The following is a 13,544-nucleotide window of genomic DNA, read 5'->3' as shown; positions in this document are numbered from 1 at the left end:
AACTTGAATTCAAATGAATATTTCACAAAGACCGGTTTCGCGCCAATTTGGCCGCAGGCCGCGCCCGCTCTCGCTTTCGTCAAGTTTTCTAACTCTAATGCACAAGGTTATCCACAGGAATGGTGGATAACTGCAGCAAGCCCTTTTGCTTAGCCACTCGGAAAAATCCCTGATCTTCCTGTGCCAGGGGCGAAAAAAAAATTTCGCTAATTTTTTTGCTTTTATTCATTCGATTTCGCTATACCCGGCCATATTGAGCAAGATCCCGAAATCGAGATATATCCTGAGGTTAAAAGGCATTTTATTGCACCAAATTCGTACTTTTTAGCACCCGTCGAGTGCAGCGAGATCTCATCTTGCGCATCAGCTTTATCCTTTCAGGAAACCGATACTCAGTTTTATCCTGAATAGCGTGATGCTTTCAGGCATTATCACCAAGCTGGCAAGCTAATTGCAGCATATCCAGGAGGGAAACGACTCCCCAACCCAGGAGATGAGCCATGCTTAGCTTACGTGCTGTTAATCAGTTTTACGGTGACCACCACATACTGTGGAACCTCGACCTCGAGCTGACCCCGGGAGAATGCACCTGCGTGCTTGGCGCGCCAGGGCAGGGCAAAACCACGCTCGTAAACTGCATTACCGGCTATTTGCCAGTACAAAGCGGCAGTATGCTGTGGCAACAGGCGGGACAGCCGCCTGAAGACCTGGTGAATAAACCCGTGGAGCGCAGAACTGCGCTTGGAATCGGCTACGTTCCCCAGGACAGGCGCATCTTCTCCCAGCTTAGCGTTGAGGAAAATCTTCAGATAGCGATGATGGCGGGACATCATCGACCCCGGGTCATTCCTGCGCTGATTGATGACCTTTTTCCCGAGCTCTATAGCCTTCGGCAGGTAAAAAGCGGCGAACTTAGCGGGGATATGCAGCAACAGTTAGCGCTTGCCCGGGCACTGGTTTTAGAGCCCAGACTGCTGATACTGGATGAACCCACTCTCGGCGGAGGGCACCGCTTTATCACAGAAATGGGCAACCTCATCCGGCGCTTAAACCGCGACTTCGGCCTGACCATTTTACTGGTCGAACAGCGGCTGACTTTTATACGCCGGGTTGCAGACAAGTTTTGCCTGTTGCATAAAGGCCGAAATGTCGCGCAAGGGAATGTCTCCCAGCTGGACGACAAGCTCGTGGCGGGCTGGTTAGATCCCTGAACGCAGTCTCTACTACAAATTTTTCAATTTTTCCTGAAAAACCGGGTTGAGCTCCGTCATCGCCCGATGCAGGTTGCACTGCCGCGTCACTTTCGCGATATCCAGCAAAGGCGAAGGTATGGACTTCACGCCAGAGCTGTTCATCCAGCGTAAAACCGCGTCGAGATTCCATAGTGCAGTTTTCCCGTCATGTACCGGCGCTGGAAACGCCTCCCGGGAAACCATAACTTTGCGAATATACTGCCGGGACACGCCTAGCAGTTCCGCTACGTCACTCAACCCCACTAAATCAGGGGCAGCTTCAACCAATAACGCGCCTTGAATAATGCCTGAAACGTCCTTCAGCGCGCTCAGTAAGGCTTCTTCTGCTGTGTCGGCCTCGCGGATGAAATTCAGAGCAATACGCCCCGTCACACCGATGCCAACGAGGGCATCATCACACCCTCCTGCGCCCAGCGCAGCAATCCACTTCTCCGGATCTTTTTTCCCTTCTGGTAGAGTAAAAACAAGCGTGAACGTGTATTCCGCCATGGAGCCTTCTCCTTGTTAATGCAGGACGCTACGTGATGCCCTATTGGCGCATCCATCCACAAGCCTGCGAATTTGTCTGGCATGGTTCTCTGCGTCGCGAGGCGTGCTCCAGACACAGCTGATACAAAACTCGCCGCACCGGCATGTTTTATCGTTCCAGGGGCAATACATTTTTCCCCAGCAATGCGAACCGCCCTCTTTGACCCGCCAACCCTGGCATTCTGCGTAGCTTAATGCCGCCTCTATCTCTTTTTGCGGGTGCCGTTTTCTGGCCATATCTCCTCCGGCTAAAAAAGCATCTCATAAAAGGTTGTCATATGACAACTCAAAGTATGAAATACTCTATAGACGTTGCAGCCTGGAATGAATCTTTGTCTGTGGGGAAAAGGTTAAAGCGGGAGCCAGCCCGAGGCTTTGCTGCGGGCCTGGCTTTTGTTGCAGTCGCCTTGCGGCTTAGATCGTAATAACGGAGAGATCGAGGTAGTGACCAAGCTCGGTTTGATCGCTGATCCCCTTAAGCCAGGGAATTTCCCCCAACAGCGGGGCCGGCAGCCGCTGTTTGAGCGTGGCAAGATATTCCGCATGCCTTTTTCCTGCGGGTTGAACACCGTTTGCTACCCAGCCCGCCAGCGGTAAACCAGCGGCCAGCACCGCCTGTACCGTGAGCATTGCATGATTAATGCAGCCAAGTTTCACGCCCACCACTAAAATAACCGGCAGTTGCTCGCTGATGGCCCATTCGGCAAATGTCGTGGTGTCAGACAGCGGGGTAAACCAGCCTCCAGCCCCTTCAACCTGAACCCAGTCGGCTTTTCCGGTAAGATTCTTTAGACCTTGAGACATAGCAGAAAAAGTAATGGGGCGCTGCTCTTCAGCACTAATGATGTGCGGGGAGGTCGGCTCAAGAAAAGCCAACGGATTGATCTCCTCATACGGCAATTTAACCGAACTATTGCGCTGCAGCGCTAACGCATCACTGTTGCGAATGCCTTCAGGGGTCATTTCACTGCCAGAGGCCACAGGCTTATAGCCCACAGAGCGATACCCCGCAGTATTCGCCGCCTGAAGCAGCGCGCAGCTGGCGATGGTCTTCCCAACTTCAGTGTCGGTGCCGGTCACAAACCATTTTTTAATCACGTTCAATTACTCCAAAAATTATCTGCCAGCTAAGAGAGAACTGCCCGTCTTGCCGGGGCCACGCTTCGCTGAGCCGCTGCAGTTGCCCACGCGTCAGCAGGGTGTTTTTGCGGCCATCGTGCAGGTGTGTTGCCCCAACGCCTTTTAGCGAACGCATGGCGCTCATGACGTCAGGAAAACGCTGGCTGACGGTGCGGCTGGTTAATACGTAACGCCATGGGCGACACGCCTGGTCAATTTCGGCCAGGGATAAAAACTGGTTGGCATGCGCCCGTTCGTCTACCCCGCGCCAGGCCTCGTGCAGTTCAGGCAGTGAACCTGCCGCAAGCGTGCTGAACGCAATGCATCCACCCGGTTTCGTCACGCGATAAAGCTCGGATAAGCCTTGCTGCAGATCGCTGCACCACTGAACGGCAAGATTACTCCAGGCCAGATCCACCTGGTCATCCGCCAGCGGAATAGACTCGATATCCCCCTCAAGAAAGCGATGCGCCGACTGGGTTTGCTGGCACCGCTCAAGCATCGCTTTCGAGATGTCCAGCGCCAGCACTTCGCTTCCTTTGTCCCGCCAAATTCGGCTGTACCAGCCGGTACCGCAGCCTGCATCCAGCACGCTTACGGCACGGCGGTTTTCCAGCTCGGCCAGCAGGTTATCACCGCAGATACGCTGCAGCTCGGCGAAACGCTCGTAGCTGCCTGCCGCCCGGCTAAACGCTGCGGCGACGGCGGCTTTATCAACAAGCTGCGTCATAAAGCGCCTCCAGCAATGCGTCTATGTCGCCAGAAGTATGCGCTGCCGTAAGGGTGATGCGCAGGCGGGCGCTGCCGGGGGGAACGGTAGGCGGGCGAATGGCTGTTAACCAGAAGCCCCGCTCTTTCAGGCGGGAGGCGAGATCCAGCGTGCGCTGATTCTCCCCCACAATCAGAGGTTGTATCGCGCTACCTGAATCCGCCAGATTCAGCGAGAGTCGGGCAGCACCCTGCCGAAAACGCAGAATATTTTCAGCAAGCCTTGCTCTGTACTCATCGCCATGCTGAACCACCTTTAACGCGGCCTGAAGCGACACGGCCTGCGCCGGCGGCATCGCGGTGCTGTATATCAAGTGGCGGGCAAACTGCAGCAGGTAAGTTGCAACGTCTTCGTCGCACAATACCGCCGCACCGCTGCCGCCAAACGCTTTGCCAAAGGTGACGACAAGAATATCCGGTTTGATTTTTTGCCGATCGCAACTGCCACGCCCCTCTTTGCCGAGGACACCAATACCGTGCGCGTCGTCGACCATTAACCAACCGTCTGCTTGTCTTGTTGCCTGTGCTATTTCAGCCAGCGGCGCGCTGTCCCCGTCCATGCTGAAGATGCCTTCGGTCAGGACAAGCCGTTCACCTTCATGCGGTTTACCGAGCTGCGTGGCAAGGGCCTGAACGTCGTTGTGATGAAATCTGCGTAGCTGAGCCGGACTTTGCATCGCCGCTTCCATCATTGAGGCATGGCAAAGTTTATCGGCGATAAGCGTGTCCGTTTTTTGCGCCAGCGCGGAGATCACCGCCTGGTTTGCGCTGTAGCCGGAGATAAACAACAGCGCTCGCTCAAAGCCGAGCCAATCCGCCAGCTGTTCCTCAAACGCCTGATGTGCACGGCTATACCCCGTGACGTGACCAGACCCGCCGCTACCAACGCCGAACTGCGTCGCGCCTTTTTGCCAGGCCTCCGTAATGTGCGGGTGATGACTCAGTCCCAGATAATCGTTGCTGGAAAAATTCAAATATTCCCGACCGTTGGCCGAAAAAATACGCCCGTTACCGAGCGTATTGGCCTGTCGGGTGCGAAGGCTGGCGCTGGTCCGCCGTTCGCTTAAAGCCCCGGAGATTCGCTGTGGCCAGCTCATACCGCCGCCGCGTTGTAGTAATTGTCGGTATCGGCGTTCAGGATCTGCCCGGCGAGCTGCTCCTGCTGTTCGTTGTCACCCATTTCGGTGGTGGTTTGCTGCGGATTAAGCCCCAGCTTGCGGAACAGCTGCAGATCTTTGTCCTCTTCTGGGTTCGGCGTCGTCAGCAGTTTGCAGCCGTAGAAAATAGAGTTTGCACCGGCCATAAAACACATTGCCTGCGTCTGCTCGCTCATCTGCTCGCGGCCTGCGGAAAGGCGCACGTAGGAGGTTGGCATCATGATGCGGGCCACCGCGATGGTACGAATAAAATCAAAGGCATCCACGTCTTCGTTATCCGCCAGAGGCGTGCCTTTCACTTTCACCAGCATGTTGATAGGGACGCTTTCTGGTGGCATTGGCAAATTCGCTAATTGCAGCAGCAGTCCGGCGCGGTCGGTGACGGTTTCACCCAGGCCGACAATCCCACCGGAGCAAACTTTGATCCCTGCATCACGAACTTTATCCAGCGTGTCCAGACGTTCCTGATAGGTTCGGGTCGTGATGATGTTGCCGTAAAATTCCGGGGAGGTGTCCAGATTGTGGTTGTAATAGTCCAGCCCAGCGGAGGCCAGGCGCTGCGCCTGTTCATTGGTTAGCGTACCGAGCGTCATACAGGTTTCCAGCCCCATAGCGCGAACGCCCTGCACCATCTGCTCAAGGTAAGGCATATCGCGCTCATGCGGGTTCTTCCAGGCGGCCCCCATACAAAAACGTGTCGAACCTGCGTTTTTAGCCTTGCGGGCGGAGTCCAGCACCTGCTCAACTTCCATCAGGCGTTCAGACTCCAGGCCTGTTTTATATCTGGCGCTTTGTGGGCAATATTTACAGTCTTCCGGGCAAGCACCGGTTTTTATAGACAGCAAGGTGCTGACCTGTACCTGTCGGGGATCGAAATGCTGGCGATGCGTCTGCTGCGCTTCAAACAACAGATCCAACAAAGGTTTTTGAAATAAAGCAGTGACCTGCGACATTGTCCAGCGTGCGTGGTGAGCCATGGGGCCTCTCCAAAAGGGGTGTTATGGGAATTCGATTGACGTTATACTCGTAAACCTAAATGTTTTTCAAATGGTTTACAAGTCACCCTATGACCCCTGATGATTTAGCGTTCGACCAGCGACATATCTGGCACCCGTACACCTCGATGAGCCAGCCGCTCCCGGTTTATCCCGTTGTGGCCGCGGCGGGCTGTGAGCTGCAGCTGGCTGACGGACGCATGCTCGTCGACGGCATGTCCTCCTGGTGGGCGGCTATTCATGGCTACAACCACCCGCGACTGAATCAGGCCATGAAGCGCCAGATTGATAGCATGTCACACGTGATGTTCGGCGGTATTACGCACCCACCTGCCGTTGAGCTGTGCCGCAAGCTGGTCGCGATGACACCTGCCCCGCTGGAATGTGTGTTTCTGGCGGACTCCGGTTCCGTCGCCGTTGAGGTCGCCATGAAAATGGCGCTGCAGTACTGGCACGCCAGGGGACAGCCTCGCCAGCGTTTTCTGACCTTCCGCAATGGCTATCACGGCGATACGTTTGGTGCGATGTCAGTCTGCGATCCTGATAACTCGATGCACAGCCTGTGGCAGGGCTATTTGCCTGAGCATCTTTTTGCCCCTGCTCCGCAGTGCGGCTTTGGTGATGAATGGAACGAGATGGATATCGTGCCGTTTGCCCGCCTGATGGCTGCACATCGCGAAGAGATTGCCGCCGTTATTCTGGAGCCTGTCGTCCAGGGCGCGGGGGGCATGCGTTTTTACCACCCTGAATGGCTGCGCCGCCTCCGCCGCATGTGCGACCGGGAGGGGATTCTGCTGATCGCCGACGAGATCGCGACAGGTTTTGGCCGCACCGGGAAACTGTTTGCCTGCGACCACGCGGATATTTCACCGGATATTATGTGTCTCGGCAAAGCGCTAACCGGCGGCACAATGACGCTCTCAGCAACACTTGCCACCCGCCATGTCGCAGAAACCATCAGCGACGGTGAAGCCGGCTGCTTTATGCACGGCCCTACTTTTATGGGGAACCCGCTCGCCTGCGCGGTTGCCAGTGAAAGCCTGGCGCTCCTGGCGGAAGGAGACTGGCAGCAGCAGGTTCTGGCGATTGAGCAGCAGCTTCGGGAAGGTTTGCTGCCGCTGACGGCGAACGAAAACGTAGCCGACGTGCGCGTACTGGGTGCTATTGGCGTGGTGGAAACACGCCGGCCTGTAGATATGGCCGCTTTGCAGCGTTTCTTTGTCGAACAGGGCGTGTGGATCCGGCCGTTTGGCCGCCTGATCTACCTGATGCCGCCTTATATCATCGGCCCTGAACAGCTGGATAAATTAATTGTGGCCGTCGCGCAGGCGGTAAAAAATCCTGAGTTTTTCAACTAGTTTCTGTTTCAACCGGGTCGGTATCGCTTGCCGGCCTGGCCTGTCCTTCCGCTAATCGATTTCTGAAATTAATTTACTCAAATAAATCCAGTTAAGTTATTAATCCCTTCCCGTCTCGCTGCCGATTAACCTTTCACCAGATTCACATCACAGAGAGACAGAAATGAAGAGAACCGTTGTACTCAGCTTCTGCCTGATGGCAGGCAGCGCCCTGGCCGATACCGGCTCGCCCCAGCTAAAGGCGGAGACACAGTCAGTGATTCGCCAGGCGGGTTATCAGTGCGATACCGTGAACAGCGTGTACCCCGCCGCATTCGGAGGTTCACTTACCGTCTCCTGCGATGATGACCACAAATATATTATTCGCAAAAAAAACGGTCAGTACGAAGTAGAAAAAGAATAACAAATCGCTTTTTCATCGACGAAAAATACCCTCTCCCCCCTTTCTGAAGCCGATTTGCACAAATCGGCTTCCCGTTTCGCTCAACTTAGTATAAAAAGCAGGTTTTGAAATAACCCTCTATTCCACCGTACAGCAAGGAGCAACCTTGAACACATTATCGGTTTCTCGTCGCGCCGCAGCCCTGGCTTTCGCCGTGGCGCTGAGTGCATGTAGCTCAACCCCACCCCAGGACAAACCGTCTACTCAGGTGGCGCCGGGAACCCAGTCCCGCCCGATCCTGGCGGCTGACGAAGCACAGAATTTTGTGGCAGCGCGCTACTTCACCGCGATGAACCCAAATGAAGCCCCGTGGACGCCGTCCTCGATTCGCACGCCTCAGCAGCCTGATTTCGTGGTTGGCCCTGCCGGTACGCCTGGCGTCACCCACACGTCAGTCCAGGCCGCGGTGGACGCTGCTATTATCAAGCACAGCAGCTCTCGCCTGTATATCGCCATCATGCCGGGTCAATATGAAGGTACGGTGTATATTCCTGCAGCTTCCGGTAGCGTGACGCTGTACGGCACTTCCGGCAACGCAGATGATGTCAAAATCGGCCTGACGCTGGACTCTGAAATCGATCCGACAACCTGGCGTCGCACCGTTAACCCGGGCGGGAAATACATGCCAGGGAAACCCGCCTGGTACATGTTCGATAACTGCCAGAGCCGCCGCGGCGCGACCGTGGGCGTGATGTGTTCCGCTGCCGTTTGGTCACAGAATAATGGCCTGCAGCTCCAGAACCTGACCATCCAGAACACCCTGGGTGACAGCGTGGACGCCGGCAATCACCAGGCCGTGGCGCTGCGCAGCGATGGCGATAAAGTACAGCTGAATAACGTTCACCTGCTGGGCCGCCAGAACACCTTCTTCGTCACCAACAGCGATGTTCAGAACCGCATGTTGACCAATCGTCAGCCGCGTACGCTGGTAACCAACAGCTACATTGAAGGTGATGTGGATGTGGTCGCAGGCCGCGGTGCCGTGGTGTTTGATAACACCGATTTCCGCCTGGTGAACAGCCGCACCAAAGAAGGTTCCGTGTTCGCACCAGCCACGCTGCCAAACATCTACTACGGCTTCCTGGCAATCAACAGCCGCTTTACCGCAGCCGGTGACGCTCAGTTGGGTCGCTCATGGGATTTAGGCCAGGCCGCAAATGGCCAGGTTGTGATCCGCGACAGCGTGATCAACGAAGGTTTCAACACGGTTAAACCGTGGGGCGATGCGCTGGAGTCCAAGCGTCCGTTCGCGGGCAACATTGGCACTAAAGACGAGAAAGGCGCGATCAAACGCGATCTGAATGACCCGAGCTTCAACCGCATGTGGGAGTTCAATAACCGTGGTGTAGGCAGCCCGGTCGTCGAAGAGAAGTAATTTTTAGTTCAGTAAGAAAAAACCTCGCCGCAGCGAGGTTTTTTTATGGCTGACAATCAGTGCGCGTTAATCACAACCCACATTGGGCCCTGCCCGACGGCGTAGCGGCCTTTTTCTTCCAGCAGCCCCTGCTCGCCGTTAATTTTGTACACGGCGGCATGATGGGATTTCTGCCCAACGGCAACCAGGTACTTACCGCTGTGGTCAACGTTGAAGCCGCGAGGCTGCTCTTCCGTAGGCTGGTAGCCTTCGATATTCAGCACGCTGCCATCTTCGGAAACGCTGAAGACGGTAATGATGCTGGCGGTGCGGTCACAGGCATAAAGATGGCGACCGTCCGGGGTGATATGGATATCGGCAGCCCAGCGGGTACCGGTGAAACCTGGCGGCATAAAGTCCAGCGTCTGCACACATTCAATTTTACCGTGCGGGTCGCGCAGTTCCCAGACATCAACGGTGCTGTTCAGCTCGTTCACGCAATACACATACTGCTGGTTCGGGTGAAATGCCATGTGGCGCGGGCCTGCGCCCTCAACCGTCGTGACCTCAGCAGGCGTTTGCGCCACCAGCTTGCCGTCATCGGACAGCGTGAACAGGCAGATACGATCCTGCTTCAACGCAGGCGTCCAGAGCGTGCGGTTATCCGGGGAAATATTCGCCGAGTGGCAGCCGTCCAGCCCTTCAACCACATCGACGGTTTCGCCCGGCAGGCCATCGTTTTCAAGGCTAATGACCGCCACGTTTGCCGCGTTGTATGACGCGCTGAACAGGAAGCGGCCTTTGCGATCGGTAGAAATGTGGGTTGGGCTGCCCGGCAGAGGTGCCACGCCAGCTTCTGTCAGAGAACCATCATCCGGCGTAATGCGGTAAGCCACTACGCGAAACTCGGGGCGCACGCCAACGTAAAGGAAGCGTTTATCCGGGCTGATAACCATCGGCTGAACTTGCCCTGGGGCATCAACCACCTGCACAAGGGTCATTTCACCGCTGGCATGCAGCGTCCAGACGTGGATCTGCTGGCTTTCCGGGCTGGCGGTATAAACTGTCTGTTTCATGACTTTACTTTCCTCCTGACGTCGTAAGTAAGCATCATAAGGCCGGCTCACGGCGCGAGCTATTTTGCGCTATAGCGTGAGCGGTGTACCATCGGAACGAACCTTATGAATAATGACTGGAACCCTAAATGAGTTATCGCGTAATTGCTCTCGATCTCGATGGCACCCTACTGACCCCGCAAAAAACCATTCTCCCGGAGTCCATTACGGCCCTTCAGCAAGCTCGCGAAGCGGGCGTGAAAGTGGTTATCGTAACGGGTCGCCATCATGTCGCCATACATCCTTTTTATCAGGCACTGGCTTTGGATACACCTGCAATTTGCTGCAATGGCACTTATTTGTATGATTATCATGCAAAAAAGGTTCTGGCGTCCGATCCTCTTCGCCCGGAGCAGGCCGCACAAATGGTGGATTTACTGGCCGCTCACCGGGTACATGGCCTGATGTACGTCGACGATGCGATGCTTTATCTCGAAAGCTCAGAACACGTCAAAGCCCACGTCGCCCGCACCCAGACCTGGGCGCAATCATTACCTGAACAGCAGCGGCCGGTTTTCCGTAGCGTGCCTTCACTCAAAGAGGCGGCTCAGGATGTGGAGGCTATCTGGAAATTCGCCCTGACGGATTCAGATATTCCTAAGCTCAAGCAGTTTACCGTTGAGGTAGAGCGCGAACTGGATCTCTCCTGCGAGTGGTCGTGGCACGATCAGGTTGACGTCGCCCAGCGAGGCAACAGTAAAGGCGCCCGTCTGGCTCAGTGGGTAGCGTCTCAGGGTCTGGCCATGGATCAGGTGATTGCGTTCGGTGACAACTACAACGATCTGAGCATGCTGGAAAGCGCCGGGATGGGTGTGGCCATGGGCAATGCTGACGACGCAATTAAATCCCGCGCCGATATGACTATCGGCACGAATCTGGAAACCGGAATCGCCGAAACGCTTTATAAGTACGTGCTGTAATCAGGTTGCGATCGACACGCTTTTCACTTGCGCATACAGCCACTGGCCGGGTTTTACCGCCAGTTCGTCCCGGGCCCAGGGGCTGATGCGCGCCCACAGCGTGCGGGAGCCCACTTCGAGCTGAACCTCCACCTGCCCTTCGTCGTCAAAGCACTGGGCAACCCTTGCCCGCAGCACGTTACGAATACTACTGTTAACCGGCGGCTGAAGCACCAGCGAGACGTCAGAAGCCTGGATGCGAATGCGCAGTGGGGCCTGCACCGGTTTGTCGATTTTGTTCACCCACAGGTGCTGATCGCCAAGCGCCAGCGCCGTCATAGCGTAATGAGGATGATGCTCAAGCACGGTCACTTTCAGCACGCTGCTTTGCTGCTCTTTAGGCAGCCACGGATGCATCACGCTGCTGCCCCAAACCTCTTCAAGGTTACCAAACGCTTTAACATTTCCCGCATCCAGCACCAGCACTTTATCCGCCAGATGTAAGATTTCCTCCAGCGAGTGGCTCACGTACAGCATGGGAATATTGATCTCGCGGGCGAGCCGCTGGAGATAAGGTAACAATTCACGTTTACGGGGAATATCCAGAGAGGCTAGCGGCTCGTCCAGCAGCAGCAGTTCCGGCGCGGTCAGAAGTGCCCGTCCAATGGCAACACGCTGCTTTTCACCGCCGGAAAGGCTCCAGGGAAAACGCTCCAGCAACTCTTCGATGCCGAGCAATGCCACCAGCTTATCAAACTGGCCGGCCATGCTTTTTGCCATGCCGTATTTTAAATTGCCGCGAACTCGGTAGTGCGGGAACAGGCGCGCATCCTGGAAGACATAGCCCACCCGGCGTTTTTCCGGCGGCAGATAAAGCTGTTTTTCGGCATCGCTCAGAATGCGATCGTTCAGCACGATACGCCCCTTCTCCGGCTTAGTCAGGCCGCTAATCGCATTGATTAATGAGGTTTTCCCTGCCCCAGAAACGCCAAAAACAGCCGTGATGCCCTGGCCCGGCAGGGTTTCGTTGATTTCCAGCCGGTGCGTACCCAGCGTCTGAACGAAGTTAAGTTCCAGCATCAGTTTGCCCCCATACGCTTGCGGCTGACTCTCGCCAGCCATTCGGCCACCAGCAGCGAGGCCATCGCCAGCGCGATAGCGATCAGGCACAAACGTGCGGCGGCGCTTTCTCCGCCGGGGGTTTGAATCAGGGTATACATGGCCGAAGGCAGCGTTCGGGTTTCACCGGGAATGTTGGACACAAAAGTAATTGTCGCGCCAAACTCGCCCAGCGAGCGGGCAAAAGCCAGCACGGTACCCGCAATAATACCCGGCAACGTTAACGGCAAAGTAATGGTGCAAAAGACACGCCAGCGCCCTGCGCCCAGCGTTCTGGCGGCCTGCTCAAGACGGAGATCAACCCCTTCCAGCGCAAGGCGGATTGCCCTGACCATCAGCGGGAAAGACATAACCGCCGCCGCCAGCACCGCCCCTCGCCAGCTAAAGGCGAAGGTAATGCCAAACCAATCATACAACCAGGCTCCAATAAAACCGCGGCGGCCAAAAGCCACCAGGAGCAAATAGCCCACCACCACCGGCGGCAGGACTAAGGGAAGATGAATCAGGCTATCGAGCAAGGCTTTGCCCGGGAAGCGGCAACGAACCAGCACCCAGGCAAAGAAGATCCCGACAGGAAGGCTGAAGAGTACCGCAATAGATGAGACTTTTAGGCTTAGCAGTACCGCCTGCCACTCGGGATCGCTCAATATCATTGTTTCGTCGTAAATCCGTATTTTTGGAAGACTTTCGCCGCTTCCGGTCCTTTCAGATAACTATAGAACGCGGTCACTGACGGGTTATCGTGGCCTTTCACAATCGCAATCGGGTATTCCACTTTCTTGTGGGAATCTTCCGGGAAGGTGCCCACGACTTTTACGCCTTTTCCAGCGACGGCATCAGAACCGTAAACGATGCCCAGCGGCGCTTCGTCGCGCTCAACCAGCGCCAGCGCACCACGGACATCTTCCGCCGGAGCAAGTTTACTGGATAAACTGTCCCATGCGCCCAGCTTTTGCAGCGCCTCTTTGGCGTAAATCCCCGCAGGAACATGATCGGGATCGCCCACGGCCAGACGGCCACCTTTCAGCAGCGATGCCCAGTCGGTTTTCGCATCAATGGTGATGTCGCCCTGCTTGCTGGCGGTTGGCGCGACGACAACCAGGCTGTTACCCAGTAGCGTTTCGCGAGTGTCCGTTTTGATGGTGTCTTTCTCAACAGCATAATCCATCCATTTCTGATCGGCAGAAATAAACAGATCGGCCGGCGCCCCCGCTTCAATCTGGCGAGCCAGCGTGGAAGAAGAGGCAAAAGAAGAAGCAATCTCAACTTTCTTCTCTTTCTGATATTGCGTGGCAATATCCTGCATCGCATTGGTTAACGACGCCGCCGCAAAGACGGTAATTTTGCTACTTTCAGCCAGTGCCTGGCCTGCCAGAGAAACAGATAATGCCGCGCCCAGGGCAAGGCGAACCCAACGTTGATTCATGTTTTCACTCC

At 55.7% G+C, this 13,544-nt stretch carries 15 protein-coding genes; 5 read left to right on the top strand and 10 right to left on the bottom strand.

The window, feature by feature from the left end; all coding sequences use genetic code 11:
* Positions 1-500: 500 nt before the first annotated feature.
* On the top strand, positions 501-1,211 hold the full coding sequence (locus F3J26_RS18615; protein ID WP_166995344.1) for an ABC transporter ATP-binding protein: 711 nt from the start codon (positions 501-503) through the stop codon (positions 1,209-1,211).
* 12 nt (positions 1,212-1,223) lie between these two features.
* Here F3J26_RS18615 and F3J26_RS18610 read toward each other — a convergent pair whose 3' ends face one another.
* The 6 genes from F3J26_RS18610 to bioB form a co-directional block, all read right to left on the bottom strand.
* Positions 1,224-1,742 (bottom strand): helix-turn-helix domain-containing protein, encoded by a 519-nt coding sequence (locus tag F3J26_RS18610; RefSeq protein ID WP_166995342.1) that lies wholly within the window; start codon positions 1,740-1,742, stop codon positions 1,224-1,226.
* A 15-nt stretch (positions 1,743-1,757) separates the two neighbouring features.
* Positions 1,758-2,018, bottom strand: coding sequence for a hypothetical protein (locus tag F3J26_RS22715; RefSeq protein WP_166995340.1), 261 nt, complete (start codon positions 2,016-2,018; stop codon positions 1,758-1,760).
* A gap of 177 nt (positions 2,019-2,195) precedes the next feature.
* Positions 2,196-2,879: a dethiobiotin synthase gene (bioD, locus tag F3J26_RS18600; RefSeq protein ID WP_166995338.1), complete on the bottom strand. Its 684-nt coding sequence runs from the start codon at positions 2,877-2,879 to the stop codon at positions 2,196-2,198.
* The gene (gene bioC / locus F3J26_RS18595) at positions 2,872-3,630 is read right to left on the bottom strand and encodes a malonyl-ACP O-methyltransferase BioC (protein ID WP_166875736.1); all 759 of its coding nucleotides are present in this window, start codon (positions 3,628-3,630) and stop codon (positions 2,872-2,874) included. Before bioC ends, bioD begins: the two co-directional genes overlap by 8 nt.
* Positions 3,614-4,765, bottom strand: a complete 1,152-nt coding sequence (bioF, locus tag F3J26_RS18590; RefSeq protein WP_166995336.1) for an 8-amino-7-oxononanoate synthase — start codon at positions 4,763-4,765, stop codon at positions 3,614-3,616. Before bioF ends, bioC begins: the two co-directional genes overlap by 17 nt.
* Positions 4,762-5,802 (bottom strand): biotin synthase BioB, encoded by a 1,041-nt coding sequence (gene bioB, locus F3J26_RS18585; protein WP_166995334.1) that lies wholly within the window; start codon positions 5,800-5,802, stop codon positions 4,762-4,764. The genes bioF and bioB overlap by 4 nt, the downstream gene beginning before the upstream one ends.
* A gap of 89 nt (positions 5,803-5,891) precedes the next feature.
* Here bioB and bioA point away from each other — a divergent pair, with 89 nt between their 5' ends.
* From bioA to F3J26_RS18570, 3 genes are all read left to right on the top strand, one after another.
* Entirely contained in the window at positions 5,892-7,178 is a 1,287-nt protein-coding gene (gene bioA / locus F3J26_RS18580) for an adenosylmethionine--8-amino-7-oxononanoate transaminase (protein WP_166995332.1), read from the top strand.
* A gap of 163 nt (positions 7,179-7,341) precedes the next feature.
* Positions 7,342-7,581, top strand: a complete 240-nt coding sequence (locus tag F3J26_RS18575) for a hypothetical protein (RefSeq protein ID WP_008456230.1) — start codon at positions 7,342-7,344, stop codon at positions 7,579-7,581.
* 145 nt (positions 7,582-7,726) lie between these two features.
* Complete coding sequence (locus F3J26_RS18570; protein WP_166995330.1) at positions 7,727-8,995, top strand: putative acyl-CoA thioester hydrolase; 1,269 nt, start codon at positions 7,727-7,729, stop codon at positions 8,993-8,995.
* A gap of 56 nt (positions 8,996-9,051) precedes the next feature.
* Here F3J26_RS18570 and pgl read toward each other — a convergent pair whose 3' ends face one another.
* On the bottom strand, positions 9,052-10,050 hold the full coding sequence (gene pgl / locus F3J26_RS18565; RefSeq protein ID WP_008456226.1) for a 6-phosphogluconolactonase: 999 nt from the start codon (positions 10,048-10,050) through the stop codon (positions 9,052-9,054).
* A gap of 128 nt (positions 10,051-10,178) precedes the next feature.
* Here pgl and F3J26_RS18560 point away from each other — a divergent pair, with 128 nt between their 5' ends.
* Positions 10,179-11,009: a pyridoxal phosphatase gene (locus F3J26_RS18560; RefSeq protein ID WP_166995328.1), complete on the top strand. Its 831-nt coding sequence runs from the start codon at positions 10,179-10,181 to the stop codon at positions 11,007-11,009.
* On the opposite strand, the gene modC is transcribed toward F3J26_RS18560, so the two are convergent.
* The 3 genes from modC to modA are packed head-to-tail and all read right to left on the bottom strand — an operon-like array spanning position 11,010 to position 13,533.
* The gene (gene modC / locus F3J26_RS18555; RefSeq protein WP_166995554.1) at positions 11,010-12,068 is read right to left on the bottom strand and encodes a molybdenum ABC transporter ATP-binding protein ModC; all 1,059 of its coding nucleotides are present in this window, start codon (positions 12,066-12,068) and stop codon (positions 11,010-11,012) included.
* The gene (gene modB, locus F3J26_RS18550; RefSeq protein ID WP_008456216.1) at positions 12,068-12,760 is read right to left on the bottom strand and encodes a molybdate ABC transporter permease subunit; all 693 of its coding nucleotides are present in this window, start codon (positions 12,758-12,760) and stop codon (positions 12,068-12,070) included. Before modB ends, modC begins: the two co-directional genes overlap by 1 nt.
* Positions 12,757-13,533, bottom strand: a complete 777-nt coding sequence (gene modA, locus F3J26_RS18545) for a molybdate ABC transporter substrate-binding protein (RefSeq protein WP_166995326.1) — start codon at positions 13,531-13,533, stop codon at positions 12,757-12,759. The genes modB and modA overlap by 4 nt, the downstream gene beginning before the upstream one ends.
* Positions 13,534-13,544 lie beyond the last annotated feature (11 nt).

It is taken from the genome of Enterobacter sp. Ap-867 (genome assembly GCF_011752855.1).
In the GTDB taxonomy this organism is placed as follows: Bacteria; Pseudomonadota; Gammaproteobacteria; order Enterobacterales; family Enterobacteriaceae; genus Cedecea.
This window is presented reverse-complemented; position numbering and strand designations above follow the sequence as displayed.